Source organism: Neobacillus ginsengisoli, from assembly GCF_030813055.1.
This window is the reverse complement of record NZ_JAUSTW010000001.1, coordinates 127,005-153,798: the sequence shown is the minus strand read 5'-3', so window position 1 is coordinate 153,798 and position 26,794 is coordinate 127,005. Positions and strand designations below refer to the sequence as shown.

Annotated in this window: 25 protein-coding genes and 1 other annotated feature; of the genes, 1 reads left to right on the top strand and 24 read right to left on the bottom strand. The window is 37.8% G+C overall.

Features of this window, described 5'->3' with window-relative positions; all coding sequences use genetic code 11:
- Positions 1–35: 35 nt before the first annotated feature.
- Positions 36–293, bottom strand: a binding site (T-box leader).
- Between the two features lie 98 nt (positions 294–391).
- The 18 genes from ytxC to J2S10_RS00740 all read right to left on the bottom strand — a co-directional run bounded on the left by ytxC (position 392) and on the right by J2S10_RS00740 (position 19,192).
- Positions 392–1,273 (bottom strand): putative sporulation protein YtxC, encoded by an 882-nt coding sequence (gene ytxC, locus J2S10_RS00825; protein ID WP_307403697.1) that lies wholly within the window; start codon positions 1,271–1,273, stop codon positions 392–394.
- Positions 1,274–1,400: 127 nt separating this feature from the next.
- Positions 1,401–2,330: a primosomal protein DnaI gene (gene dnaI, locus J2S10_RS00820; RefSeq protein WP_307403695.1), complete on the bottom strand. Its 930-nt coding sequence runs from the start codon at positions 2,328–2,330 to the stop codon at positions 1,401–1,403.
- Positions 2,331–2,343: 13 nt separating this feature from the next.
- Positions 2,344–3,741 carry a replication initiation and membrane attachment family protein gene (locus tag J2S10_RS00815; RefSeq protein ID WP_307403693.1) on the bottom strand — a complete coding sequence of 466 codons (1,398 nt, stop codon included), beginning with the start codon at positions 3,739–3,741 and terminating at the stop codon, positions 2,344–2,346.
- A 49-nt stretch (positions 3,742–3,790) separates the two neighbouring features.
- Positions 3,791–4,252, bottom strand: a complete 462-nt coding sequence (gene nrdR / locus J2S10_RS00810) for a transcriptional regulator NrdR (protein ID WP_307403691.1) — start codon at positions 4,250–4,252, stop codon at positions 3,791–3,793.
- 101 nt (positions 4,253–4,353) lie between these two features.
- Positions 4,354–4,752 carry a hypothetical protein gene (locus J2S10_RS00805; protein WP_307403689.1) on the bottom strand — a complete coding sequence of 133 codons (399 nt, stop codon included), beginning with the start codon at positions 4,750–4,752 and terminating at the stop codon, positions 4,354–4,356.
- A gap of 111 nt (positions 4,753–4,863) precedes the next feature.
- A complete protein-coding gene (gene speD / locus J2S10_RS00800) occupies positions 4,864–5,238 on the bottom strand; it encodes an adenosylmethionine decarboxylase (protein ID WP_307403687.1) in 375 nt (124 codons plus the stop codon).
- A gap of 401 nt (positions 5,239–5,639) precedes the next feature.
- A complete protein-coding gene (locus tag J2S10_RS00795; RefSeq protein WP_307403685.1) occupies positions 5,640–6,671 on the bottom strand; it encodes a glyceraldehyde-3-phosphate dehydrogenase in 1,032 nt (343 codons plus the stop codon).
- A 192-nt stretch (positions 6,672–6,863) separates the two neighbouring features.
- Positions 6,864–7,475, bottom strand: coding sequence for a dephospho-CoA kinase (coaE, locus tag J2S10_RS00790; RefSeq protein ID WP_307403683.1), 612 nt, complete (start codon positions 7,473–7,475; stop codon positions 6,864–6,866).
- An 18-nt stretch (positions 7,476–7,493) separates the two neighbouring features.
- Entirely contained in the window at positions 7,494–8,132 is a 639-nt protein-coding gene (gene ytaF, locus J2S10_RS00785; protein WP_307403682.1) for a sporulation membrane protein YtaF, read from the bottom strand.
- 114 nt (positions 8,133–8,246) lie between these two features.
- Positions 8,247–9,074: a DNA-formamidopyrimidine glycosylase gene (gene mutM, locus J2S10_RS00780; RefSeq protein ID WP_307403679.1), complete on the bottom strand. Its 828-nt coding sequence runs from the start codon at positions 9,072–9,074 to the stop codon at positions 8,247–8,249.
- 13 nt (positions 9,075–9,087) lie between these two features.
- A complete protein-coding gene (gene polA, locus J2S10_RS00775; RefSeq protein ID WP_307403677.1) occupies positions 9,088–11,724 on the bottom strand; it encodes a DNA polymerase I in 2,637 nt (878 codons plus the stop codon).
- A 276-nt stretch (positions 11,725–12,000) separates the two neighbouring features.
- Positions 12,001–13,401, bottom strand: coding sequence for a two-component system histidine kinase PnpS (pnpS, locus tag J2S10_RS00770; protein WP_307403675.1), 1,401 nt, complete (start codon positions 13,399–13,401; stop codon positions 12,001–12,003).
- A complete protein-coding gene (locus J2S10_RS00765; RefSeq protein ID WP_307403673.1) occupies positions 13,398–14,114 on the bottom strand; it encodes a response regulator transcription factor in 717 nt (238 codons plus the stop codon). The genes pnpS and J2S10_RS00765 overlap by 4 nt, the downstream gene beginning before the upstream one ends.
- A gap of 152 nt (positions 14,115–14,266) precedes the next feature.
- The gene (locus tag J2S10_RS00760) at positions 14,267–14,743 is read right to left on the bottom strand and encodes a MaoC/PaaZ C-terminal domain-containing protein (RefSeq protein WP_307403671.1); all 477 of its coding nucleotides are present in this window, start codon (positions 14,741–14,743) and stop codon (positions 14,267–14,269) included.
- Positions 14,744–14,824: 81 nt separating this feature from the next.
- A complete protein-coding gene (gene mdh / locus J2S10_RS00755; RefSeq protein ID WP_307403669.1) occupies positions 14,825–15,763 on the bottom strand; it encodes a malate dehydrogenase in 939 nt (312 codons plus the stop codon).
- Positions 15,764–15,809: 46 nt separating this feature from the next.
- Complete coding sequence (gene icd, locus J2S10_RS00750; RefSeq protein ID WP_307403667.1) at positions 15,810–17,078, bottom strand: NADP-dependent isocitrate dehydrogenase; 1,269 nt, start codon at positions 17,076–17,078, stop codon at positions 15,810–15,812.
- Positions 17,079–17,231: 153 nt separating this feature from the next.
- Complete coding sequence (citZ, locus tag J2S10_RS00745; protein ID WP_307403665.1) at positions 17,232–18,350, bottom strand: citrate synthase; 1,119 nt, start codon at positions 18,348–18,350, stop codon at positions 17,232–17,234.
- A 380-nt stretch (positions 18,351–18,730) separates the two neighbouring features.
- A complete protein-coding gene (locus J2S10_RS00740) occupies positions 18,731–19,192 on the bottom strand; it encodes a DUF441 domain-containing protein (RefSeq protein ID WP_307403664.1) in 462 nt (153 codons plus the stop codon).
- A gap of 245 nt (positions 19,193–19,437) precedes the next feature.
- Here J2S10_RS00740 and ytvI point away from each other — a divergent pair, with 245 nt between their 5' ends.
- On the top strand, positions 19,438–20,553 hold the full coding sequence (gene ytvI, locus J2S10_RS00735) for a sporulation integral membrane protein YtvI (RefSeq protein WP_307403662.1): 1,116 nt from the start codon (positions 19,438–19,440) through the stop codon (positions 20,551–20,553).
- 41 nt (positions 20,554–20,594) lie between these two features.
- Here the strand turns inward: ytvI and J2S10_RS00730 are convergent, their stop codons facing one another.
- The 6 genes from J2S10_RS00730 to J2S10_RS00705 all read right to left on the bottom strand — a co-directional run bounded on the left by J2S10_RS00730 (position 20,595) and on the right by J2S10_RS00705 (position 26,776).
- Positions 20,595–20,981 carry an FxsA family protein gene (locus J2S10_RS00730; protein WP_307403660.1) on the bottom strand — a complete coding sequence of 129 codons (387 nt, stop codon included), beginning with the start codon at positions 20,979–20,981 and terminating at the stop codon, positions 20,595–20,597.
- A 93-nt stretch (positions 20,982–21,074) separates the two neighbouring features.
- Positions 21,075–22,835 (bottom strand): pyruvate kinase, encoded by a 1,761-nt coding sequence (pyk, locus tag J2S10_RS00725; protein WP_307405106.1) that lies wholly within the window; start codon positions 22,833–22,835, stop codon positions 21,075–21,077.
- 34 nt (positions 22,836–22,869) lie between these two features.
- Positions 22,870–23,829, bottom strand: a complete 960-nt coding sequence (gene pfkA / locus J2S10_RS00720; protein WP_307403658.1) for a 6-phosphofructokinase — start codon at positions 23,827–23,829, stop codon at positions 22,870–22,872.
- A 312-nt stretch (positions 23,830–24,141) separates the two neighbouring features.
- Positions 24,142–25,119 (bottom strand): acetyl-CoA carboxylase carboxyl transferase subunit alpha, encoded by a 978-nt coding sequence (accA, locus tag J2S10_RS00715; RefSeq protein WP_307403656.1) that lies wholly within the window; start codon positions 25,117–25,119, stop codon positions 24,142–24,144.
- Positions 25,113–25,988 (bottom strand): acetyl-CoA carboxylase, carboxyltransferase subunit beta, encoded by an 876-nt coding sequence (accD, locus tag J2S10_RS00710; RefSeq protein WP_307403654.1) that lies wholly within the window; start codon positions 25,986–25,988, stop codon positions 25,113–25,115. Before accD ends, accA begins: the two co-directional genes overlap by 7 nt.
- Before the next feature lie 209 nt (positions 25,989–26,197).
- Positions 26,198–26,776 carry a FadR/GntR family transcriptional regulator gene (locus J2S10_RS00705; RefSeq protein WP_370876148.1) on the bottom strand — a complete coding sequence of 193 codons (579 nt, stop codon included), beginning with the start codon at positions 26,774–26,776 and terminating at the stop codon, positions 26,198–26,200.
- Positions 26,777–26,794 lie beyond the last annotated feature (18 nt).

Sequence of the window (26,794 nt, the reverse complement as noted above, 5' to 3'; positions counted from 1 at the left end):
AATATCGCTTTAAAAATAAAAAAACCCGTCCCTGGAAAAGGGACGAGTTTTGATTAACACGTGGTTCCACCCAATTTTTCAATTTTAAAAAATGAAAAATACTCATTAAAATTGACTTTAGGTCAGGTAACGGTTGTGGCCGTCAGCGATTACTTACCCCATGATCATTCTGAAGTGTTCACTGCCGAAGTTTAAAGGTGGTAAGTATTGATTCCGTGATAGGAGATTTTCAGCCAAGCTCTCCCTCTCTAATATCCGTAAAAAAATACTGTTTTCCTTATCATTACTTTTGCTGTAATTATTGACTATGTAGTTTATTATAATAATTAACATTTTAAAAATCAAGGGACTTAAACCTGATAATTTTCATTATTGCAATATTTTTTAGTTTTTATCCATGATTCTCCGATGCAGTATCGTCTTTAAGAAGCAACTTCTTTGTACTACGGAGAGCATCAAATGATTTAATTGTGACTCTTTCTTCAAAGATATTTTTAATTGTTCTGATGAGCGGTTCATCAGGATTTTTTGCATAAAGAAAAATCGTCGTCGGTGCAAGCGATAATAACGGTGCAATCGAAACGGAATCAACATAAACCGGATGATTAACCAGTAATTTGCGATCCACCATTTTGATTAGTTCTCCCCGTTTGATTTCATCAAATTCTTCAGTGTAAAAGGTAATTTCTTCATCAAACAATAAATGAAGAATGTCCATTTTAGGTTCACGGTTTGCTAAGAATTCCCTGAGTGTTTGAACAAACATTTGATATTCCTGCTCCATCTTATATTCATCAATCGAAATTTCCACATAATTTTTCAACCTCTGAAGGTAAGAGCGTAAGCGGAACTTAAGAAAGGAATCAACAGAAAACGAAACATTGTCATGAAAAATTTGCTCAATGGCAGCTCTGATATTCGGCTCTTCGCTGGTTTCTTTTAAGAAGGCAGCTAAATCCTCTCTTTGCCCTTCAAGGATGGTATAGATAATCTCCAATATTTGCTGCTGCTCTTCCGGATCCTCATAGTAATAATGTTCCTTTAAGATGCCTCTTAGCCAATCATCTTGCTTTATTTTCATAATAAACTCGTAAAATGCATCCTTCGTCTTTTTCATTACAGCCAAAGACAGGTTGCCATCCATAATTTTCACTATATTTCGATCTTCATAAAGAAGAATTTCATTATTTGCCGGATTATATGATAAACACTTCAGCAAGTGATTATAAAACCTGATTGCATCCATCTTGCTTTGGAAGATGATTTCTGCCAACCAAATCCCCCCTTAGACCAAATCTTGTTTTAATATATATGGGGAACTTGACCAAAATAGAAGTTGGCACAAAAGAAAAAGGACTGCCGACCTTGTTCGGCAATCCTAATTCATAATTCTATTAACCTTAAGTCCGTCGGTTCGGGCCGTCTACTAAAACCGGTTCGCTTAAGCTTCGAATTCTTTCCATGATTCTCCTTGCTTTCATTTTCTCTTCTTCCCCGCGCTGGCTATAGGTTAAATGATGCTCCAGTTCTTGAAAGTCAAAATTCGAAGTGAAAAAGGTTGGAAGGTTTTCAAGCATCCGAAATTGCAAAATCGGGCCTAAAACTTCGTCTCTGGTCCAGCTGGATACAGCTTCAGCGCCTATATCATCAAACATGAGGATTGGCTCTTTTTTTAGGGCTTCTATTTTTCCGTTTAAAGTTGAATCGGCGATAGCACTTTTCATCTCTCTCAATAGCTCCGGAACATAGACAATCATGGATGAAATACGTTTTTTTGCAAGCTCATTTGCGATTGCGCCTAACAAATAAGACTTCCCTACTCCAAACTTCCCATAGAGATATAGGCCTTTTTGCTTTTTATTTATCTCGTAATTCATTAAAAAAGTGGCGGCCTTGTCGACTGCATCGAGCCTGCCGGAATCTCCTTCAATGTCCTCAAACGAAGCTTCCAAAATGTCTCTAGGTACATACAGGCTACGAATTAGCTGTTGATTTTTCCTTTTTTCATCATCCATGATTTTTCTTGGACAACGTTCATAAACAACATCGATTGTATTGCGTGTTAATACTAATTCAGGGTGGTACCCTTTCATAATATTGATACATCCCTCAAGACTTGGGCAACTGTCACATTCCTTACTTTGATTGGTATACTCGTACAATTTAATCAAGCTTTTATCAATCATCTGTTGGGAAATTAAATTCTGATGCTTTGTTAAAAAAGCATTGATATCAGGATGCTTTAGTGTGTCATTACGCATTTTTTCATAACGTTTTTGAAAGTTTTCATTTGAGGCTAAACGTTTCAATGTTTGGTTAATCCTTTCCATATTTCATCACCGCCTATTTTCGGAATGCCTTTAATTTTTCTTCAATGGCTCGCTTTTTTGCTTCAAGTTCAGAATTGGTCCCATTTGTAGTATCTTTAACAGCTTCTTTAGAATTCTCATCAAACCAATCAGGAAGAACCTCTGTCCGAATAGGCTTTTGTTTTGTAGATTTCCCGGTTTTTTTTCCATCGCCCCAGCCAACATAGGTGTTATGTTCCTTCTTCGCCAAGTCCATTGCCTCTTTTACCGTTTTAACCTGTTTTCTTGCCCAGTGACCGGCTAATTTTTCAACATAACCTTTTGTGAATTTCATATCCGTTCTTAACATCACAAAATGAATCAACACATTGATAACACCAGGTAAAAGCTTTTGTTTGAACATCACATCTTCGACGATTTGAATATCAGAACGAGAAGGCTCTCCACCGCCTGAGAGATCCTTTAAAAATTGAAGCGGCGAGGTGGTTTCCAAGTAGCGTACTAATTTTTCTTCCTGTGTTTTCGGCTCTGTTAATTGAACTTGATGTTTGGAAGGCTGTGTCCTCTCAATAAGGTTAGGTAACTGATCATAGTTTACATATTGATACCAGTCCCGGGCACCTTTTCGCAATTCGTCGATATCGATTTCGCTGTTTTCATTAATGGCACCCAATATGATATTTTTCATTTGAATGGGATCGATGGTATAAAGAAAGGCAAGATTGCTAACTACCTCTTTAATTTTTGGAGTCAGAGCCTTTTTAGGAACAAGCGATTCATTTAAACCAGCCATCAGCAGATCAAAATCAAAGGTATTGGTATTAATTTGCACTGACTGAGGATCCTTTCTGCCAATAAATTGCTGATTCACATTGGCTTCAAATTCCCCGGAGATGTCCTGAAGATATTGGAGACTGCCCGGAGTGGCTGATTCAAACACATCTTGGAATGCTCTTGTGACATCAATAAACTCAATTTCCTTAGGTTTTTGTTGATCGCTAAAAAATCGTTTAAGTCTTGCAAAATGATTTTTCCCAATTTTTCTGTATAAATAAATATTTAACATACCATCTAGAAAAAACTGCTCAGGGTTTAATGGTGGATGAAGCTCATAAATAAATGATCGTTCTCCTTCATCTGTTTTGACAAACGTTTTTAGCAACCCAATTCCTTCCAATTTCAAACGTGCTTCGTAAATATCCCTTAAATTCAATCCTAATAGATTCATTAAAAGATGATGGGTTGAGGATTCGGACCATAAGCGATTTTCCTCCAGTTCTGCCCATAGAGTCATATACAAACTAAAGCAAACTGATCCAATCAAAGGCTGATATAAAAACGTCAGCACTTTGCGATCATATTCATGCAGCAAACCATTTGCCGCTACAATATAACGGTCGATAGGAACGAGTTCCTGCCAATGCTGCACCATATTTTTCAAACCTTTCCTATAAAAAAGAGCTAAAGACCGCTTTAGCTCCTTAAGATTTCTCTTTCTTTATCAATTCCTTTAATTCTTCAATAAATACGTTAATATCCTTAAATTGACGGTAAACAGAAGCGAAGCGGACGTATGCGACCTCATCTACATGTGCCAGCCTGTCCATTACCATTTCCCCAACTAACTCACTTTTTATCTCAGAAACTCCTTGATTACGTAGTTCTTTTTCAACACCTTGGGTTATATCTTCTAATTCCTTTAAGGCAACAGGACGCTTTTCACATGCCTTAATAAGGCCTCTTAAGATTTTATCACGGCTAAATTCCTCTCTTGTACCTTCTTTCTTTACAACAATCAGCGGGATTTCTTCAATCTTCTCAAATGTTGTAAAGCGATAGCCACATTCTTCACATTCCCGTCTTCTTCTTGTTGCTCGCCCCTCATCAACAGGGCGGGAATCAAGGACACGTGTACCGTAATTTTGACATGATGGGCATTTCATGATTAATCAGCTCCAAATCTATCCGGTAAATCCGAATAAAACCATAGCAGTATTCTTACTATTATCTTATTAAAAAGAAAATCCGAACACAAGTACAAGTATTATCTGTTTTTTCCTGTTCTTATAAATGTATGTAGTTGGTTTAGCCGTTCATAATAGGAGATAATCCGCTTCTTTAAAGCGGGATAATTACCACCTACTGAAAAGCGTTCTGTTGAAATTTTGAAGTCTACAGCAGTCTCCAAAGGTCTTTCAGTTACAACAGTAACGATAAGAAAACAGGAAAAAGGTTTAGTGACTTCAACAGCGATTTCTCCATGTTCTTTTGAAACGGTGGTTATACGGCAATCCGCATCATCATGAAACAGCTTTTCAACTGTTTGAAAAAGCTGGTTAAAGTTCGCCTTATAATAATGTGTCTTTAGCTGTTCATCCGAAAATGAATCAGACGTTTCAATTTGTTTACTGAATCGTAAAAATAAGTTCCCAAAAATAGCCATGACTTTCCTCCAATAGTTAATCCCTTTTTTCTTAGTTTACACATTCGGAGAGAAAATAAAAAGAGATGTATGGTTTCATACACCTCTTTGTAGGGTCATTTTTATAATTAATTAAAGAACTTTTGCCTGTTTTACATTTACAGGACCCATACCGCGCGGGATTTCAATATTTTCACGGGTTTGAGCATTAAGTGCTTCAGCAATATAATCAGCAGCAACATTTGGATTCAAATCGCCGCATGTATACACATCAATGCTTGCATAACCATGTTCAGGAAAGCTGTGAATTGTTAGATGCGATTCAGAAATAATAACAACACCGCTCACACCTTGAGGTGCAAATTTATGAAAAGCTACTTCGCGGATTTCCGCCCCTGATTTAAGTGCTGCTTCAACAAAAGTTTGTTCAATAAAATCCATATCATTCAATTTTTCAAAATCGCATCCCCATAATTCAGAGATAACGTGACGTCCCATTGTTTCCATATTCTTATTTCCCCCTCTAACCTTTTTCCGCTTCGATCTTGAAATCCTGTTATTGACGGTACCAAAGTAACTACCACGGGGGAAAGTTAGTCCAGAGAGGTCCTAACCCTTTAAGTAATTAATCGCTACCTAATTTCAAGAAGTTCACGATGACTAGTATACTTTGTTTATATTTTTTTTGCAACCTATCAAACTAAAATTTTTAAAAGTCTAATAATGTAACGAAGATCGAATGGCATTATCTTCATTTTTCTACAAAAAAAATAACACTTTCAAAATTATTTTATTCTGTTTTGTGTTTTTAGCTACGAAAAAAAGCTGTCTATCGACAGCAATTTTTTCCTAGCTTCGCTTTTAGGCTCAAGTCAAAAGGCCCTGGACTGCCGCCCAAGCTTTTTTATTTAACCAACCTTAACCTGAGCGGTTTTTGCCATTTCTTCTGCAACATATAGGGCTAGATCGACTACACGTGACGAATATCCCCATTCATTGTCATACCAAGCCAATACTTTAACTTTTCTTGTTCCCATTACCATCGTTGACAGCCCGTCTATGATAGCTGAATGTTGATTGGTATTGAAATCGACTGACACAAGCGGTTCCATTGTAAATTCGAGAATGCCTTTTAACGAGCTATGTGAAGCATCAATAAAGGCATTATTAATGTCGTCCACAGTGACATCCTGCTTAAGGTCTACAACTAAATCCACAAGAGATACATTTGGTGTTGGTACTCGAAGCGCCATTCCATGCATCTTACCTTGCAACTGCGGCATTACCAGTGACAAGGCTTTTGCAGCGCCTGTCGTTGTCGGGATGATGTTTTGTCCGCAAGCCCTCGCTCTACGTAAATCTTTATGTGGATTATCAATATTCTTTTGATCATTGGTGTAGGCATGGATTGTCGTCATTAATCCGCATTCAATGCCAAATCTTTCATCCAATACTTTTGCAACAGGCGCCAGGCAGTTGGTTGTACAGGATGCATTTGAAATAATATCATGTTGGTCGATATTAAGCATTTCATCATTTACACCCATAACAATTGTAACATCTTCATTTTTACCTGGTGCTGTAAGGATAACCTTTTTTGCCCCTGCATCCAAGTGAAGCGCAGCCTTATCGCGAGAATTAAATTTTCCAGTCGCTTCTATAACCAAATCGATGTTTAATTCTTTCCATGGAAGTTCCTCTGGATTTCGATAATTTAATAACTTAATTCTTTTTCCATTTACAATTAACTCATTATCAAATGGGATAACTTCCCCATCAAAAGGTCCATGGTTTGTATCATATTTAATTAAATGAGCTAAAGTCTCTGCAGGATAGCTCGCATTAATGGCTATAACTTCAAGTTTATTTTCAAGGATCGCTTTTCTAAAAACCATCCTTCCGATTCTCCCAAAACCGTTAATTGCTATTCTTGTTTTCATTTTACGGCCCCTTCCGCATTAATGTTATACTTTTAACTTGTTTTATTATAATTAGTATAACATATTTAATCTAAAATGCGATAAATAAACTGCGGATTTTTAATGTTTTATAATTCAGATTTTTTAACGGCATGGAAATACTCCTTTTTATGGACAAAAAAAGGAGCAGAGGCTGTCTCTTCTCCTTTTAAACTATCTATTTTTCTTATTAATTTTCCATTGATTAAACACTTCATGTAGTTGTTCCTTTGTTTCTTGGATTGAGCCGTTATTGTTAATAACGGCATCGGCCAAACCAACTTTTTCTGAAAGCGGCATTTGGGAATTCACCCTGGCCTCAGCTTCCGTGGCTGATAGGTTATTTCTTTCCATTAATCTTTGCAGTTGAATGCTTCTATCCACATAGACAAGGAGTGTTTTATCTACCATATACGTTAATTTGCTTTCAAATAAAAGAGGAATATCTAAGACAACTATTTCTTCCCGGTTCTGATTGGCATCTTCAATTTTCCGTTTCATTCTTTTTCTAACTTCCGGGTGAACGATTTCATTTAGTTGCTGTCTTTTTTCACTATCATGAAATATGATTGAGCCTAACTTTTGCCTGTCTATTTCTTCATTCGGCAGTAAAATATCATGACTAAACACATTAATAATTTTAGTGTAAGCAGGTTCTCCCTTTTGAACTGCAAGGCGTGCTTCGACATCTGCATCGATTACTGTAATGTTCATTTCCTTTAACATATTTGATACTGTGCTTTTTCCACTGGCTATTCCGCCTGTTAAACCAATCACTAGGGACATGTGCTCTTCCTTTCTCGGTTAAAATATTTTCCAAATTCCAATCAACATTAATAAAATTCCGGGTAAAAAGGTAAACTTTTGAATCCACTCAAAACGGTGGAAAAATGCTCCGCTTTTTATCCCTAATAGAACGAATAATGAGCTCATTATTGCGACTGTGAATGCCAAATAGTATGGAGAATATCCAAGCAGAGACGCTCCAATTCCTGCCCCGAAGGAATCAAGTGACAAAGCAAAACCAAGCATTAGTGCTTCAATTCCTGTTATTGCCCCAGATTTATCAAAATCGGCAGACATTGGTTTTTTTAATATATTTATAGCTAAACCAAGTGAGCGAATTTCCAAATTTACAATAGTTTTTTCATGTTCTTGCTTATCCTTTTCCTTCTCCGGCCGAAAAAATTGATACAAAACTCCGGCACCTAGAGCTATAAGAATAACTCCGCCCAGACTTGCCGTGATGCCCGGTGATAAAATTTTCGCGAGACCATGTCCGATTGACACAGCAAGCATCATGGAAATAGCCGAGCAGCTTGCAATAATGAGCACAGACTTAAATGGCATTACCATTTGCCTCAATCCATAAGTAAATCCTACACTAAAGCTATCAAGACTGAGAGCGAAAGCTAGTATAAGAAGTGAGAACAATTGAAACATAATGTTTTGGGCTCCTTCCTGTCAATCACTACGATAGTATATGGAAGGAGCCTATCCTATGTTAATAAGAAAAGCGAAAGTGTACGGTGCACTATAGAAGACTATTCTCCGGGCTTATAGCTTCTGACAATTCGGACAAAAATGGGTTCCCCGGCCGCCAACTGTCGTTTTTTCAAGCGGGGTTCTACACCTTTTGCATTCTTTGCCTTTTCGGCCGTATGCATATAACTCGAGCTGAAACATACCGATTTCTCCCTGAGAATTCACGTAGGAACGGATGGTGCTTCCGCCCTTTTTGACTGCTTCATTTAATGTTTTAACAATTTCTCGATGAAGGGTGGCTATTTCTTCTTCATTTAGTGTATTAGCAGGTCTCTCCGGATGTATTCCTGCGCGAAATAAAGCCTCATCCACATAGATATTGCCAAGACCGACTAGGATTTTTTGATCCAATAGGGCCGGTTTTACCTTCCGATTGGTCTTTCCAAGCTTTTTTCCCAAATAATCATGAGTAAATCTTTCTTCAAACGGTTCAGGGCCAAGCTCGAGCAACGGAGGCTTTTGAAATTCCTCCCCTTTTCTAAATAAGTGCATCGTTCCAAATTTACGAACATCCCTGTACCTTAATTCGGTACCATCCGTAAAGTGAAAAATAACATGGGTATGCTTATCAAATGGATCTTCTTTTGAGTATAACCCGTATTTTCCTTCCATACGCAAATGGGATACTAAGGCATAAGTTTCAGTATAGAGAATTAAAAATTTCCCTCTTCTGCCCACATCCTCAATAGTCTCCCCTTTTAAGGCATCGATGAATTGTTCTGCCTCTACAGGATTTTTTATGATTTTCGGCCAATAGACCGTTACATTCTCAATTTTTTTATTAGAAACAAGCTTTATTAGCGTTTTTCTGACAGTCTCAACCTCAGGCAGTTCAGGCATTCAGATCCCCCTTTTATTTTGCATCAAACCACGTTGCGCCATAAGCATAATCCACTTTTAAAGGTACTTTAAGTTCTAAGGCATTCTCCATCACATCAGGAACCAATTTCTTTAGTATTTCCACCTCATCCTGCGGTGCTTCAAAAATCAATTCATCATGTACCTGAAGTAATAAACGGGATTTTAGTCCTTGATCTTTTAACGCAGCATCCATATCAATCATTGCCTTTTTAATAATATCAGCGGCGCTTCCTTGGATCGGAGTGTTCATGGCCGTTCTTTCAGCAAAGCTTCTCAGGTTAAAATTACGACTAGTTATTTCAGGAATATATCGCCTTCTTTGCATCAAGGTAGAAACATAGCCTTTTTGTTTTGCTATCTGAATAATATCATCCATGTATTCTTTTACACCTGGATAACTATCTAGATAACGCTCAATAAATTTGCCAGCTTCCTTCCGTGTAATCCCCAGGCTTTGTGATAGCCCATAATCACTGATTCCGTAAACAATTCCAAAGTTAACCGCTTTTGCCTGACGCCTCATATTAGAGGTTACCTCTTCCTCGTTTACATGGAAAACTTCCATAGCAGTTTTTGTGTGAATATCCAGGTCATCTTTAAATGCCTGAATGAGCTTCTCATCACCTGCAATATCCGCCAGTACACGCAGTTCAATTTGCGAATAATCAGCGGCAAAAATAACCCAGTCCTTTTCAGAAGGTACAAACGCTTGACGAATCTTTCTGCCTTCCTCAAGACGTATTGGTATGTTTTGCAGGTTGGGATCAATTGAACTTAACCTACCTGTTGCTGTTAATGTTTGTTGAAATCTAGTATGAACCTTTTCCGTTTTCGGATCGATTACTTTCAGTAAGCCCTCAATATAGGTTGACTGAAGTTTTCCCAGTTGTCTATAAAGGAGAATATGCTCAATGATTTCATGGTCAGGAGCCAACTTTTCCAGCACATCGGCAGATGTCGAATAACCAGTTTTCGTTTTCTTAAAGGATTGAAGGTTTAATTTTTCGAATAAAATAACCCCTAATTGTTTCGGCGAGTTAATATTAAATTTCTCACCTGCCAAACTGTGAATCGTCTTTTCGATTTCTACCAGCCGCTCATTTAACTCAATTCCCATCAAGCGCAGACGATTATGATCAACTTTCACTCCACAGGATTCCATATCTGCTAATATGAGGGCTAAAGGCATTTCTAACTCTGCAAATAACTCGTATTGCTCATTTCTCCTTAAATCATTTTCCAATTTATCTCTTATATCGGACATCGCTAAACTTTTACGAACCAAATGTTCAGCAAGCTTAGCCGTTTCAGGAATTCTTCGCTTCGCACCTTTTCCATAAAACGATTCGTCCGATTGGATAGTTTGCACATCGTATCTTTTTGTAATCGATGAGAGACCTTCGATGTTCTCGGACGCATCGATAATATAGGAGGCAATCAAGGTATCAAACTCAACGCCCCTTAAATGAATGTTCTGCCTTCTAAGGGATACTTCCGACCGCTTTACATCATAAACCGTTTTCTTCTTCCCTGCATCTTCCGCCCATTTTTTAAACGCTACTGATTGCAATGCTTTTTCAGTCGGTAAATAAAAATGGCCTTTTTCATTTACTATCGAAAAGCCGATAATATCTGAATAATGATAATTATCATCAAGGATTTCAACATAAAAATAATTATCGTCCGCAAATATTTCTGCAGTAATTTCATGAGGTATCTGATATTCGATCTCTTCAAGGTCATACGATTCAGGAACAGCGTGATCTTCTCCAAGCTTGTCCAGCAGCGAATGAAAGCCCAATTCTTTAAATAAAGGCTGCACTTTCTCTCTCGTAAAGCCCTCATATTCAATATTTTCGAATGAAATTTCTACAGGGGCTTCCCTTTCGATGGTAGCAAGTTCTTTGCTCATTAACGCTTGGTCTTTAAATTCTTCCAGCTTTTCCTTCAACTTATTGCCATTAACTTGATTAATAGAATTTAACAAGTTTTCAAGTGTGGAATACTCTTTTAACAGCTTAATTGCTGTTTTTTCACCCACACCGGGAACTCCTGGAATATTGTCAGAGGTATCACCCATTAGGCCTTTCATGTCAATAATCTGAAGAGGGGTAAGACCGTACTTTTCTTGTACATGGTCCGGTGTATATTCTTCAATGTCAGTTATCCCTTTTCTTGTAATCCCTACAGTCGTTTTATCAGAAGCCAGCTGTGTTAAATCCTTGTCTCCGGAAATAACTTTTACCTCATATCCATCTTTTTCAGCTGTCAAAGAAAGGGTACCAATAATATCATCCGCCTCATAATTTTCTAGCTCATATCTTGAAATTCCATATGCATCTAGAAGTTCACGGATAAACGGAAATTGCTCCGATAATTCAGGTGGTGTTTTTTGCCTTCCACCTTTATACTCTCCAAAGGTTTTATGGCGAAACGTCGTTTTTCCGGCATCGAATGCAACGAGTATATGGGTGGGCTTTTCATCTTCAATAATTTTCATTAACATCATGGTAAAACCATAAACAGCATTCGTATGAATTCCTTTATCATTATTTAGCAGGGGCAGTGCAAAAAAAGCACGATAAGCAATACTGTTCCCGTCAATTAGCACAAGTTTCTTTTTATCCATATTTTCCTCCATTTATAAAATCACAAATTATGTACTAAAAAAGTCCGTTATTTTCTTTTCCATTTTATCACGAGATGAAATGGAAAAGAAAATAACGGACTTTTTGGATTGCTTCATGAAAGTGAAAAAGACAAAAGCGGGGTCTGCTTTTGTCTTTTTCATGGCTCCTTGGATAGGGGCTTTCAATAAGTATCATAAAACTTGAATATTAATTAAGCATAAAGGAATTGTAAAACCTTTGTAAATTTTATGATGTTTCAAAAACCCTCTCCAAAGTCATTTTAAATATTTATGGAGTTCAATGATAAACTCACTGCCTTCGCCAACATCACTTCGTACGTTAATCATTCCACGATGAGCTTCAACTAAATGTTTAACGATCGCAAGGCCAAGGCCTGTTCCACCCGAGTTTCGACTTCTTGCACGATCCACTCGATAGAAGCGTTCAAAAATACGCGGAATTTCTTCTTTATCGATCCCAACACCGGAATCTTTCACGTGTATCCTTACTGTTTCACGGTGTTCGAGAAGGATGACTTTTACAAACCCTCCTGATGGAGTGTAGGTAATAGCATTGGCAATCAAATTGATGAATACCTGCTTTAAACGATTTACATCACCTTGGATTAGTACATTTTCCTGCTTACTTATAAGTTCAATCTGAATTTCCTTTGCTTCCGCCTTTCCATTGAGCATTGTAATCACCTCTTCAAGCAATACGCGTAAATCAAATTCCTGAATTGCTAACTCGAAGCCTTGCTGCTCGATTTTTGAAAGGTCAAGTAAATCCTGAATAAGAGTTTGAAGCCGGTCACTTTCTTTTAAAATTATTGAGAGAAAAGCTTCTAAAGTTTCTTTATTATCCATGGCCCCATCTAAGAGAGTTTCTGTAAAGCCTTTAATAGATGTGACAGGTGTTTTTAATTCATGAGACACGTTGGCGACAAAGTCCTTTCGCATTTGCTCAAGTTTTTTTAATTCTGTTATATCGTGGAATACGAGCAATACTCCCTTCCACACATTGTTTGATCCAATAATTGGGACGCCATAAACAACAAAGTATTTTCTCTCAATCAATAACGGTACAAGTATTTGTTTGCTTACTTTTTTTTCAGTTCTAAAAACTTCCGCAACTAACTGGCAAATTTCTTCTTGATCGATAACTTCATAATAAAGTTTAAATAATAAATCCACTGGATTTACATGGAAGATATCGATATAGCCCTTATTTACAAGATTAATAAATCCACGGCTATCAATTAAAACTAACCCCGCTCCCATGTTTTCAATCAGTGCAGTTAAGCGGTCCTGCTGCATTTCTTGGGCCTTTACCATCTCTTGGAGGTTTTGAGCCAGCATATTAATAGCAGTACCCAACTTCCCGGTTTCATCCATTCGGTCAACAGTTGTTCTGGCCCGATAATTTCCATTTGCCAGTTCAATTGCAACATTCGCCGCGGATTCTATTGGTTTTGTATATCTTGTTGTGAGTCTAATGGCAAATAAAATAATAATGATTAATGCTATACATAAACTAATGGATAGTACAAGGCGGTCATTAAAGGAATTCAAGTAAGTGTTTTTAAATAACTGACCGATTAATATTCCTAATCCAACAAATACAATGCAAATGAAAGTAATTAGTGCAATTAGGAGCCTTGTCCGAAACTTTATCATTCTCCTTTTGGCTCCTCAAGTTTATAGCCAAGACCACGAATCGTTTTGATATAAGCAGGCTTTTTCGTATCTTCCTCAATTTTTTCTCTTAAATGAGAAATATGAACATCAACAATCCGGGTATCCCCTGCAAAATCATAATTCCAAACCGCACTTAATAATTGATCACGTGTTAAAACTCGATTTTTATTTTGAGCAAGGTAAACGAGCAATTCAAATTCCTTTAACGTAAATTCCAAAAGATCATTCATATAGTACGCTTCGTATTTTTCAGGAAAAATTTTTAATTTCCCAATTTCAATCTGCTCCTCATCTTTGGAACTTTCATCTATATTTTCGGCCGTAACTTGTGTTCTTCTTAAAATTGCTTTCACTCTTGCAATTACTTCTCTTGGGCTGAACGGTTTGATCATGTAATCATCCGCACCAAGTTCAAGGCCTAATATTTTATCAAACTCATCATCTTTTGCTGTTAACATTAAGATAGGGGTCATAATCTTTTGCTGGCGAAGCTGCTTGCATACTTCAATTCCGTCTAATTTAGGCAGCATCAGATCTAATACAATGATATCGGGTGCCTCTGTTTCGGCAATTCTTCTTCCTTCTTCGCCATCCATTGCAATAAGACAATCAAAGCCTGCCTTCTCCAAATTATATTGAAGCAAGGTTACAATCGATTGTTCATCATCCACAACAAGTACTTTATTCTTCATAAAATCCTCCGTGTATAAAAGATTAACCCCTTCATCCATATCCAAGTATCCATATTCATTATAATATAAATTTTAAATTATGCTCACTTTTTAGCATTTCACAATTTGGCAAAAAAAAAAAGGAATGTACTCACATTCCCAAAAAAAAATAATCAAAAATTATCTAATGCCCGACCCTCGAGCCCTTCTAAACGGTATGGAGGGCACACCTTCAATCGCCCATTTATTACCACTTCGTCTTTTTCGTTGTTTCCTGCCACATTGATTACCACATAATGTTGTTCATGATTCACTTCAATTACTTCAAACAAAAATTGAATGGTTCCGTAATGATAAACAGGCATGGGAAACACTATATCCTGGCTCAAAATATGGCTTCCCGGGCCGGGTAAATACTTAGAAATTGCTGAGGTAATCATTCCCATGAGCATAATACTCGGAACAATCGGTTTTTCAAATGGGGTTTGTGATGCATAGTCATGCTGAATAAATAACGGGTTCGCATCATCTGTAAGACCTAAATAAAGTAGGAGATCTCTATCTTCAACTTTTTCAGTTAATGCTAATTTTTCTCCGACTGTCATTTCTGAAATCTGTCTTCCTAACTTTCTTTTTTTACCGAGTAGCATCATATTCCCCCTTGATTGTAAGCGATTTCATTTTACTATTTGAAAAAAATTCGGGGCCGGGGCCCCGAATTTCCCTATAAATTATGCTAAAACTGCCATTACATTACGAACAGATTCAGCAGATTTATCTAATGCTGCTTTTTCTTCAGCCGTTAGTTCAAGCTCGATTATTTTTTCAATTCCATTTGCACCAAGAATTGTTGGTACGCCAAGATAAATTCCTTCGTAGCCAAACTCGCCTTCAAGATAAGCAATGGATGGAATAACACGGCGTTGGTCTTTAAGAATTGCTTCACACATTTCAACTAAAGATGCAGCTGGAGCATAATATGCACTGCCGTTACCTAAAAGGTTAACAATTTCTCCGCCGCCTTTTCTAGTACGTTCAACAATCGCATCCAAACGATCTTTTGAAATTAACGTTTCAAGCGGAATACCTCCGGCATAAGAATAGCGAACAAGCGGAACCATATCGTCTCCGTGGCCACCCAAAACAAAGCCTGTAACATCCTTAACGGAAAGATTTAATTCTTGGGCAACAAAGGTACGGAAACGGGCAGTATCAAGAACACCTGATTGACCGATTACCCGGTTTTTAGGAAATCCGGATTCTTTGAAAACTGTGTAAGTCATCGCATCAACAGGATTAGTTAATACAACGATTGTACAGTTAGGAGAATATTTTGCGATTTCCTGTGTAACGCTTTTCATTACCTTTTGGTTTGTTTGCACCAAATCATCACGGCTCATCCCCGGTTTACGGGCAATACCGGCAGTAATAACGACGATATCGGAATTACGTGTATCCTCATAATTAGCAGTACCTGTAATATTTGCATCAAATCCTTGAACAGGACTTGCTTCCAACATATCCAATGCTTTTCCTTTTGTAGGGTTTTCCGCTTGAGGGATATCCACTAAAACTACATCTCCAAGTTCCTTTTGTGCCAGTAAAAATGCAGTTGTAGCCCCGGTAAATCCACCGCCGATTACAGAAATCTTTTTACGTTTTAATGACATTATAGCTCTCCCCTTTGTTAGAGAAATTTATCAAGTACGCTTTTCCTTATTCCATATTTTTAATTAGTTCGTCAGCAAATTCAGAGGTTTTCACTTCTGTTGCTCCGTCCATTAAGCGGGCAAAGTCATACGTAACTACTTTGGATGCAATGGTATTTTCCATTGATTTAACGATCATTTTTGCTGCTTCATTCCAGCCCAAATGCTCAAGCATTAAAACACCAGATAAAATGACGGAAGAAGGGTTTACTTTATCCAAGCCTGCATATTTAGGTGCAGTTCCGTGAGTTGCTTCGAAAATCGCATGTCCTGTTTCATAGTTAATGTTCGCACCCGGTGCGATACCGATACCGCCAACCTGTGCAGCAAGTGCATCGGAGATGTAATCGCCATTTAGGTTCATTGTAGCGACAACATCGAATTCCTTAGGACGAGTAAGGATTTGCTGTAAGAAGATATCGGCAATCGCATCTTTAACAATGATTTTGCCGGCAGCTTCTGCATCCGCTTGCGCCTTGTTTGCAGCGTCAGCACCTTGTTCTTCTTTGATTCGGTCATATTGAGCCCATGTAAAGACTTTATCGCTAAATTCCTTTTCAGCAAGTTCATAAGCCCAGTTTTTAAATGCACCTTCAGTGAATTTCATGATATTCCCTTTATGCACGATTGTAAGGGATTTACGGCCTTCTTTAATTACATAATTAATAGCAGAACGTACCAGACGGCTTGTACCTTCTTCAGAAACAGGTTTAATACCGATACCTGAAGTTTCAGGGAATCTAATTTTCTTAACACCCATTTCATTTTGCAAGAAGTCAATTACTTTTTTAACTGCTTCGGAACCTTTTTCATATTCGATTCCTGCATAAATGTCTTCAGTATTTTCACGGAAGATAACCATATCCGTATCTTGCGGGCGTTTAACAGGGGATGGAACACCTTCAAACCATCTTACGGGACGTAAGCATACAAATAAATCCAATTCTTGGCGAAGAGCAACGTTCAAAGAACGAATACCGCCGCCGACTGGAGTGGTTAATGGACCTTTGATGGCAATCAAATATTCATTGATAACATCAAGAGTTTCTGAAGGAAGCCATTCCCCGGTTTGGTTAAACGCTTTTTCACCTGCTAAAACTTCTTTCCATACTAGCTTGCGCTCACCTTTATAAGCTTTTTCTACTGCTGCATCTAACACTCTGGATGAAGCTGCCCAAATATCAGGACCGGTACCGTCTCCTTCAATGAATGGAATAATTGGATTGTTTGGTACGTTTAATACTCCGTTTTTAACCGTGATTTTTTCGCCTTGCATAAGTTGTTCTCCCTCCTATTATGTAAAAAAGCCGGCAAGGGATGGATATTACCATGGTCCTGCCATTGACTGAATTAAGGGTTAGAGCATTTTATCTCTAACCTCTACTATCTTATTACAACAATAATTTAAATAAAAGAAAAATTCAAAGATTTAACCTCTTTGATCAATTGGAACATATTTCTGCATTCCAGGACCTGTATATTCTGCACGAGGGCGGATTAATCGGTTGTTTTCGTATTGTTCCAGAATATGTGCAAGCCATCCTGATACCCGGCTAACCGCAAAGATCGGTGTAAATAAATCATGGTCAATGCCCAGGCTGTGATAAACAGAAGCAGAATAGAAATCAACATTAGGCGGAAGCTTCTTCTCACCGGTAACGATGCCTTCGATTTTAACCGACATATCATACCATTGTGGTTCGCCGGTTAGTTCTGTTAATTTTTTAGACATTTCCCTTAAGTGTTTGGCACGTGGATCTCCTTGGCGGTAAACACGATGACCAAAGCCCATGATTTTTTCTTTATTTTCAAGTTTCCCACGAATATATGGATCTACATTTTCAATCGTGCCGATATCAGTAAGCATTTTCATTACTGCTTCATTTGCTCCGCCGTGTAAAGGACCTTTTAAGGCACCGATTGCAGCAGTTACTCCGGAATAAACATCCGATAATGTTGCCACACAAACACGTGCAGTAAATGTAGACGCATTCAATTCATGGTCTGCATGTAATACAAGCGCTTTATCAATTGCTTCAATAGCTATTGCTTCCGGCTCTTTTCCGGTCAACATATAAAGGAAATTAGCTGCAAAATTTAAATCCTGTCTTGGCGCAATCGGTTCTAAACCTTTTCTAACCCTTGCAAATGTCGCAACAATTGCAGGCATTTTTGCTTGAAGTCGAATCGCTTTCCGATAATTTGATTCTTCGTCCATAAGATCGGCTTCATCATCATAAAGGCCCAATAATGATACAGCGGAACGAAGTGCTGCCATTGGATGAACCTTTTGGATTGGATACATTTTAAAATGTTCAATCACTTCCTGTGGAAGTGCAGCATTTTCTGAAAGCTGTTTTTTCAATTCTTCCAGTTGCAGTGCTGTTGGTAGTTGACGGTGCCATAATAAATAGATTACTTCTTCAAAGCTCGCATTTTTCGCTAAATCATCGATGTCATAGCCAGCATACGTTAAGGTGTCATCAATAATTGAACTGATCGAGGAAGTTGTTGCCACTACCCCTTCAAGGCCGCGTGTTACTGTCATCATAAATCTCTCCTTTGCTTTCTAAAATTCCCCAATATCCTTGTGTTTATTATACATATTGATGATCAGCCGAAAGGATTAATCGTTTCCGGCATGAGTGAAAGAAATGGCATACTAGCAGTGTTAATAATTTCTTATCCAATGCTGAATTATTACTTTTCAACTTCCCTTTTTTAAAGTGATTGAGCGTTTGCTCGGGATAGCGATACGCAAATAAAAGCCTTTCCTTCACAAAAGATAAACTATTTTACAAGTTACCATCTTTTAGATGTGATATACGCAGTTAAGGATACGCTTACAAGTCCTATTATAAACAATTATCAGATTTTTGTGAATGAAAAGGGTCTCGAAAATATAAAAAATATTATTTTACAAAAAATCTATGTGAAAAAATTAAAAATCTTCATTGCCGTATATGCAATTCCGGCACCGATTAATGGACCCACTGCCACGCCTCTAAAGATTGAAACAGATAAAATAGTTCCTAATACGAGTGCTGTAGTAATTTGCGGGTCATTTGCTAATAATGTTACACCTCCTTTTGCAAGTAATGCAACTAACATACCTGAAATAAGTGCAATCCAAGCAATGGGAGATTTAAAAGCACCTGTTAAATCTTTAAAGCCAATCTGTCCGCTCGCAATTGGTGCTAATACTGCAATGGTGATAATAGTGACTCCCCAATTTATACCTTTAGTTTGTAAAAATGAAAAAGACTTTGCTTCCAAGCCGCTGATTTTTAACAAAATCAGCACCGCAATCGAAATCATTAAAGAACTGTTTTTCGCGATAAATCCAATAACCAATAAAAGGAATAAAAATAAAAATGACTCACTGAACATATTTCACACCATTCCCTGCTTAAAATTATCGTACCATAATTTCTCTTCAATGTATAAAAACTAGTCTATCGTCACAGACAAACATTCTGGTTTTCTTTGTTACTATTTTGAAACTTTTTCCTGCGATACTCGTATAGAATAATAATAGCAATTAATATAATGCAAAATTATGAAGTATTGCACATAAAATGTTAAACTGTAACTAATTTAATTTAACTGGAAAATTTTCAAAAGGAGGTCTTTCATTGAATACCACCTACATATACCGGACAATGAGATTCTTATTTGTAATTGGTATAGCCGTTTTGTCACTCTTTTCGTTTTATTATTTGTCAACAGTGACCTATCCGTTTTTAATTGGGCTGCTAATAGCCTTTATGATTAATCCCCTTGTAACTATTTTTGAAAAAAAGGGCAGAATGCCGCGTGCACTCGCTGTTATTGTCGCACTCATCATTATTGTCGCATTATTTGCAGGATTAATTACACTTCTAATTGCTGAAATTGTTTCCGGTGCCAATTATTTGGCAAGTGCTGTCCCGGAACATCTTGATACGTTAATTAATTATATTGAGAAGGTCTTTACAGCTCAAATCCTTCCACTTTATAATCATTTAACGAGTGTCTTTAACAAACTTGATGCTGGTCAGCAAGGAACCATTATTGAAAATATCCAAAATGTCGGCAAGAAAATTGGTACAACTGTTGGATCGTTTATCAAAAATCTTTTGGAAAATATTCCGAATATCTTATCATGGTTCCCAAATGCAGCAACCGTGTTAATTTTCTCTTTATTGGCTACCTTTTTTATAAGTAAAGATTGGTACAAATTTTCTGCGTTCGGGGCAAGATTATTACCTGAGAAAGCAAAGGTAAGTGGAAGAACAGTTTTTATTGATCTAAAGAGGGCATTGTTTGGTTTTATAAAAACACAATTAACGCTTGTTTCGATTACTGCTGTTATTATTTTAATTGGATTGCTTGTTTTACGTGTCGATTATGCAATAACGATTGCACTGGTAACCGGTGTAGCAGAAATTCTTCCATACCTTGGCACAGGGGTTGTTTTTGTACCATGGATTATCTATGAAATGATAGGGGGGCATTCGAGCTTAGCCATTGGTTTAGGGGTCCTTTATTTTATTGTTATAGCTCAAAGACAAATTATTGAGCCGAAAATCCTCTCTTCCAGTATCGGCCTTGATCCCTTAGCAACATTAATTGCGTTATTTGTAGGATTTAAGATCATTGGATTTTTAGGGTTAATCGTTGGTCCTGTACTTCTGGTAATTATCAATACTCTATATCGTGCACATGTTTTTCATGATATTTGGGCATTTATTATCGGGAAGGAAATATAGGATTGTTGCAAAAGAGGCGACTCAAAGAGTCAGCCTCTTTTCTATTTGATAATCTTGAAACGTCCTTTATTTATCCATCTTCTAAATGAATTTTTCATAAAAAATTTAAAGAGCTTTCTTGTTGGCGGGAAAAGCATCAAAAATCCAAGAATATCCGTGATGAATCCAGGTGTAATAAGAAGCGTGGCACCCACTAAAATACAGATGCCATCTAAGACAGCTTCACCGGGAATTTGTCCATGTCGCAGCTGTTCCTGAGCCTTACGTATCGTTTGTACGCCTTCCTTTTTTGCTAGATATGCTCCGACTACCCCTGTAAAAAGAATAAGGAATAGCGTAGGCCAGGCACCTATCAATTTACCTGAGAAAAGCAATAACCCAATATCAGCAGCCGGGATGATAATAATTAATAAAAATAAATAACGCATTTTTTATCCCCTTCCAACCAGCTTGTATATATTATAATACTATGATTGGAAAAATTCTTTACAAAAAAAGAAGGGAAATTCCCCTTCTTTTAATTATAGTACGCTTGCATGACCGTTATAAACGACTCCTCTTGTTGCATCCACGGTAATCTCCTGTCCGTCTTTAAACAGGCTCAATGCGTTATCTACACCAACAATTACAGGAATACTTAAATTTAATCCAACCACAGCACCATGGCTTGTTAATCCGCCTTCTTCGGTAATAAGGGCCGCACATTTTTCAATGGCCGGAACCATATCGCGATCTGTACCGATGGTCACTAAAATCGTTCCCGGCTTAACTTTTTCTAATGCTTCTTGAGCATTATGGGCTATAACTACTTTACCGAAAGCTGACTTTCGGCCAATCCCCTGGGACTTTGTAATAATATCGCCGACTACATGAATTTTCATCAAGTTGGTTGTACCTGTTTCACCAATCGGAACACCTGCAGTAATGATAACTAAATTGCCATGTTTCACTATTCCACTGTTTAAACTCTCTTCAACTGCATAATCAAGCATTTCATCTGTAGTGGTTGCTTCTCTGCCCGGTTGCGGATATACCCCCCAAACTAGAGATAAACGACGGGTAACTGAAGCATTTGCTGTTACTGCAACAATTGGTGCCTTAGGACGATATTTAGAAATCATTCTTGCAGTATGGCCGCTTTCAGTTGGTGTGATGATCGCATTTACATCTAAATTTAATGCGGTATGGGCAACAGACTGACCAATCGCATCCGTAAGGCTATGTTCAGTATCCTTACTGCGGATCGATAAAATTTCTTTATGGTCTAAAGCCTGTTCAGCTCTGGAAGCAATATTATGCATCGTCTGAACTGCTTCTACGGGATAAAGACCTGCAGCCGTTTCACCGGAAAGCATAATGGCATCTGTTCCGTCAAATATGGCATTTGCTACATCGCTGGCTTCTGCACGCGTTGGTCTTGGATTCCGTTGCATAGAATCCAGCATTTGCGTAGCGGTAATAACCGGTTTACCAAATGAATTACATTTTTTAATTAACATTTTTTGCACTAGCGGTACTTCTTCTGCCGGTATTTCTACCCCTAAATCACCGCGGGCTACCATCAGACCATCGGAAATTTCAAGAATTTCATCGATGTTATCTACACCTTCCTGATTTTCAATCTTAGGTATGATATGGATATGTGTTGCGTTATTTTCTTCTAAAAGCTGACGGATTTCTAATACATCTTTAGCTCTTCGTACAAATGAAGCTGCAATAAAATCAATATCCTGTCCAATACCAAAAACAATATCTTGAGTATCCTTTTCGGTTATTCCAGGCAGATTAACCGATACCCCTGGCACATTAACGCCTTTTTTATTCTTCAAGGTACCGCTATTTAAAATTTTTGTATGGATTTCATTTTTGGAATGATAAATATTAGTTACTTCAAGACCGATTAAACCGTCATCTAATAAAATTTTTGAGCCAACATGGACATCTTCAATTAAACCTGGGTATGTAATCGAAAACTTTTCAGTAGTACCTTCCACTTCTGCCATTGAAACAATCACATTATCGCCCGACTGAAGCTCAATCGCTCCATTTTGCATATTGTGGGTACGAATTTCAGGACCTTTTGTATCAAGTAAAATAGCCACAGTTTTTCCGGTTATTCTTGAAGCTTCACGAATATTTTTAATTCGCTCGCCATGTTCTTCAAAATTACCATGAGAAAAATTCAAACGGGCCACGTTCATTCCGGATTCAATTAATTGTGTTAATTTTTCCACACTCTCACTGGCAGGACCAATCGTGCAGACGATTTTTGTTTTTCGCAACATCCTTATTTCCTCCTCAAGGTCGTTCAAATTCTTAAATAGATAATTCTTTAGACAGTTTGTAAAGAGCAAGGTCCAAAGTGTGCTTTCTAGCTAAGGCTTCGATAATGTCATAGTCAACGAGTGTGTTTTTTTCAATACCAACAGCACGCCCACCTTTTCCTTCAATCAAAAGTTCTACCGCTCTTGCACCCAATCTACTTGCGAGCACCCTATCAGCTGCCGACGGTGAACCGCCACGTTGAATATGACCTAATACTGATACTCTAGTATCAAAATTGGTTGTTTCCTGCAGCTGCTTTGCAAACTCCACACCGCTGCAAACTCCTTCGGCAACGATAATAATACTGTGCTTTTTACCGCGTTCCTGGCCTTTACGCAAACGATCGGCGATTTCAGCCATTTCATAGTTTTCTTCAGGTATAAGAATGGTTTCTGCCCCTCCGGCAAGCCCGGCCCACAGAGCAATGTCACCTGCATTTCGGCCCATTACTTCAATAACAAATGTTCTTTCATGTGAAGTAGCCGTATCACGGATTTTATCCAATGCATCAATAACTGTATTTAAAGCCGTGTCAAAGCCAATTGTAAGTTCTGTCCCGGGGATATCATTATCAATCGTTCCAGGTACCCCAACACAAGGGAACCCTTGCTCAGTCAAAGCTTTTGCTCCGCGGTAAGAACCGTCTCCGCCGATAACAACAAGCCCTTCTATTCCATGTGATTTTAATTGTTCAATGCCTTTTTGCTGTCCTTCGTGTGTTTTAAACTCCAGGCAGCGGGCAGTATGCAGCATTGTACCTCCGCGATGGATAATATCTCCTACAGAGCCCAATTCAAGCTTTTTTATATTACCGGTGATTAATCCTGTATACCCGCCATAAATACCAAAAACTTCAACGTTATGAAAAATTGCTTTTCTAACAACCGCACGAATAGCCGGATTCATACCTGGTGAATCTCCGCCGCTTGTAAGCACACCAATTTTTTTCATATTTATCACCCCATTAATTAATTGAGAATTAATAATAAACGAAAAGAAAAATAAAAAAATAAACAAAAAAAATTCCCGTGGTCAACTGCTTTTATTATTCACATAAAACCTTAGAATATTTATAAAATAACACGGATAAATGCGCATAACAACTGTATCACACCATCATTTTTAATAGACAGAATAATCAAATAACTGTAAGCGTTTTATTTAAAAATGTAAACGTAATCATTGTATTTTTAAAGATTTTTTTATGTATTTATTGTGAAAATAGGACAAAAGAAAAAAAGAAACGTGCCCAAAATGAGCACGTTATTTTACACCGATAAAATCATTTTCAAGTGAAAATTCTCCAATTGTCCTAAAACGATTGTAACGATCTGCAACTAATTCATCCTCTGATAATTTCAAAAGCTCTTGTAATGATTTTTTTAATACTTTTTCAATTTCTTCCGCCTGTAATTTTGAATCTTTATGGGCTCCGCCTTTGATTTCAGTAATGATATCATCAATAACCCCTAGTTCTTTAAGATCAGGAGCTGTAATTTTCATTGTTTCGGCTGCTTTTTTAGCAAGCGCTGAGTCTTTCCATAAAATCGCTGCTGCCCCTTCCGGCGAAATTACCGAATAAGTGGAATTCTCCAGCATGTATATGCGGTTCCCGACACCTAGAGCCAGAGCACCGCCGCTTCCACCTTCGCCGATAACAATACAAACAACAGGCACTCTTAAGCCTGCCATTTCAAACAGGTTATGAGCTATGGCTTCACTTTGCCCGCGCTCTTCGGCTGCTTTCCCGGGGTATGCGCCTTTTGTGTCAATAAAACAAATAATAGGTCGATTAAACTTGTCCGCCTGCTTCATTAAGCGAAGAGCTTTTCTATAACCTTCAGGATGCGGCATCCCAAAGTTTCTGCGAATATTTTCCTTTGTATCTTTTCCTCTCTGATGACCAATGATGGTAACAGGTAATCCTTTAAATTTGGCAATCCCGGCCACAATGGCTTCATCATCCCCAAATTTTCTGTCTCCATGGCATTCGAAGAAATCATCAAAGATATGAGAAATATAATCAAGGGTTGTCGGACGATTTGGATGACGTGCAATTTGCACCCGATCCCAAGGTTTAATATTTTCGTATATATCCTTCTCGAGTTTTTCGAGCCGTGTTTCTAATTTTTCAATCTCAGAGCTTAGATCCACATCGGCTGTTTTTGTAAATTCTTTCAATTCGGTAATTTTTTTTCTTAACTCTACTACGGGACGATCAAATTCTAATTCCCCTACCATTCAAGCTCACCTCCAGGCTGATGAATTTCTAGAATGTTAGTGATTTTTTCGACTAAATCAAGGCGCGAGATAATTGCATCAAGTTGACCGTGTTTTAAAAGAAACTCAGCCGTTTGAAAATCTTCGGGTAATTCTTCCCTAATCGATTGTTCAATAACTCTGCGACCGGCAAAGCCAATTAAAGCTTCCGGTTCTGCAAAGTTAAAATCGCCTAATGAGGCAAAGCTTGCCGATACGCCACCTGTGGTAGGGTTCGTCATGATAGAAATAATCAAGCCGGCGCGATCACTGAATCTCTTTAAGGCAACACTTGTTTTCGCCATCTGCATTAAACTTAATGCGCCTTCTTGCATTCTGGCACCGCCGGAAGCTGTAAAAATAATAAAAGGTACGGATAGCTCATCAGCCTTTTCGATTGCCAAAGTTATTTTTTCACCGACTACCGATCCCATACTTCCCATTCGGAAGGTAGAATCCATGATAGCCAAAACTATTTTTTTACCATTGACTGTTCCAATGCCTGTTACAACCGCTTCATTTAACTTCGTTTTTTGACGGTCCTTTTCAAGCTTTTCAATGTATTCAGGGAAATTCAAAGGATTTTCTGAAATCATATTCTTATTGAGCTCTTCAAAGCTGCCTTCATCAAGGAAACTGTCAATTCGCTCATATGAATTCATCGAATGATGATACCCGCAATGTAGACATACCTTTAAGTTTTTATTTAGTTCTTTTGTATACATAATTTTCTTGCATGAAGGGCACTTAGTCATAATCCCTTCAGGTACTTCACCTTTTGCCGTTTCAGATGGTATTGTCGCATATTTTTTCTTTTTTGTATTATTTTTAATAAAAAGCTCTTTAAGCAAAATTAAACCTCCCTCGTCGGATGTGCTTTGGGCCTCCCGGCAAGTTTTTTCAATCTACTAATGAAAAGTCTTTCTATTCTACCTCAACTTCATACCTTAGGCACCCAAATGAAGCGGCCGGACCACTTGATGATATAGAATAAATACCCAATTTCCCAGGCTAATTTGCTTGTTTTAACCACTATAAAGTAGTCGGCCTGTAAAATTTGTTAGTTTATGTCGTTAGAAAAAGACAAATTTCGCAGTTCATGATAAGCAGAAAGTGTTATTACCTCGTCTTTTTCAGCTAATCCATTAAGCAAGATAAGATAATCATTCCTTTTATACACTACTTTACGAAAATGTAATGAATAGTAATAATCTTTTAAAATTAACCACATTCTTAAAAATAAGTGATTATCTGCAATCTTAATAATTCGATAAAAAACTTCGTCGTCATCAATAACCTGTTCAGAATCAAACCATTTTTTCAATTCAATAATAGTTCTTTTATCAATTCTTTGAACTGCCAGCCTTAGACAATCTATTTCAATGAGTTGTTTTGTTTCAAACACATCACGTTTCGCTTTTTCATCCTGTAAAATAAAGGTACTGAGAAGCTGTACCAGCTGGTGTCCCCTAAAATCCCTGATAAAGGTCCCTTCACCGCGCCTGGTCTCAATTAAGCCCAGCAATTCTAAGGCTCTAAGAGCCTCTCTAACGGAAGAGCGCCCGACATTCAGGCGCTCAGACAATTCCCGTTCAGAAGGTATTTTATCTCCGGACGTAAGACCATCGGCAGTAATCATTTCCCGTAACTGCTTCAC

Excerpts from the sequence above, each read along its gene's own strand:
- dnaI (WP_307403695.1), bottom strand. The coding sequence starts at position 2,330 with ATGGAAAGGATTAACCAAACATTGAAACGTTTAGCCTCAAATGAAAAC.
- J2S10_RS00815 (WP_307403693.1), bottom strand. The coding sequence starts at position 3,741 with ATGGTGCAGCATTGGCAGGAACTCGTTCCTATCGACCGTTATATTGTA.
- nrdR (WP_307403691.1), bottom strand. The coding sequence starts at position 4,252 with ATGAAATGCCCATCATGTCAAAATTACGGTACACGTGTCCTTGATTCC.
- J2S10_RS00805 (WP_307403689.1), bottom strand. The coding sequence starts at position 4,752 with ATGGCTATTTTTGGGAACTTATTTTTACGATTCAGTAAACAAATTGAA.
- speD (WP_307403687.1), bottom strand. The coding sequence starts at position 5,238 with ATGGAAACAATGGGACGTCACGTTATCTCTGAATTATGGGGATGCGAT.
- J2S10_RS00795 (WP_307403685.1), bottom strand. The coding sequence starts at position 6,671 with ATGAAAACAAGAATAGCAATTAACGGTTTTGGGAGAATCGGAAGGATG.
- coaE (WP_307403683.1), bottom strand. The coding sequence starts at position 7,475 with ATGTCCCTAGTGATTGGTTTAACAGGCGGAATAGCCAGTGGAAAAAGC.
- ytaF (WP_307403682.1), bottom strand. The coding sequence starts at position 8,132 with ATGTTTCAATTGTTCTCACTTCTTATACTAGCTTTCGCTCTCAGTCTT.
- mutM (WP_307403679.1), bottom strand. The coding sequence starts at position 9,074 with ATGCCTGAACTGCCTGAGGTTGAGACTGTCAGAAAAACGCTAATAAAG.
- polA (WP_307403677.1), bottom strand. The coding sequence starts at position 11,724 with ATGGATAAAAAGAAACTTGTGCTAATTGACGGGAACAGTATTGCTTAT.
- pnpS (WP_307403675.1), bottom strand. The coding sequence starts at position 13,401 with ATGATAAAGTTTCGGACAAGGCTCCTAATTGCACTAATTACTTTCATT.
- J2S10_RS00765 (WP_307403673.1), bottom strand. The coding sequence starts at position 14,114 with ATGAAGAATAAAGTACTTGTTGTGGATGATGAACAATCGATTGTAACC.
- J2S10_RS00760 (WP_307403671.1), bottom strand. The coding sequence starts at position 14,743 with ATGCTACTCGGTAAAAAAAGAAAGTTAGGAAGACAGATTTCAGAAATG.
- mdh (WP_307403669.1), bottom strand. The coding sequence starts at position 15,763 with ATGTCATTAAAACGTAAAAAGATTTCTGTAATCGGCGGTGGATTTACC.
- icd (WP_307403667.1), bottom strand. The coding sequence starts at position 17,078 with ATGCAAGGCGAAAAAATCACGGTTAAAAACGGAGTATTAAACGTACCA.
- citZ (WP_307403665.1), bottom strand. The coding sequence starts at position 18,350 with ATGACAGTAACACGCGGCCTTGAAGGGGTAGTGGCAACAACTTCCTCG.
- J2S10_RS00740 (WP_307403664.1), bottom strand. The coding sequence starts at position 19,192 with ATGTTCAGTGAGTCATTTTTATTTTTATTCCTTTTATTGGTTATTGGA.
- J2S10_RS00730 (WP_307403660.1), bottom strand. The coding sequence starts at position 20,981 with ATGCGTTATTTATTTTTATTAATTATTATCATCCCGGCTGCTGATATT.
- pfkA (WP_307403658.1), bottom strand. The coding sequence starts at position 23,829 with ATGAAAAAAATTGGTGTGCTTACAAGCGGCGGAGATTCACCAGGTATG.
- accA (WP_307403656.1), bottom strand. The coding sequence starts at position 25,119 with ATGGTAGGGGAATTAGAATTTGATCGTCCCGTAGTAGAGTTAAGAAAA.
- J2S10_RS00705 (WP_370876148.1), bottom strand. The coding sequence starts at position 26,776 with ATGATTACTGCCGATGGTCTTACGTCCGGAGATAAAATACCTTCTGAA.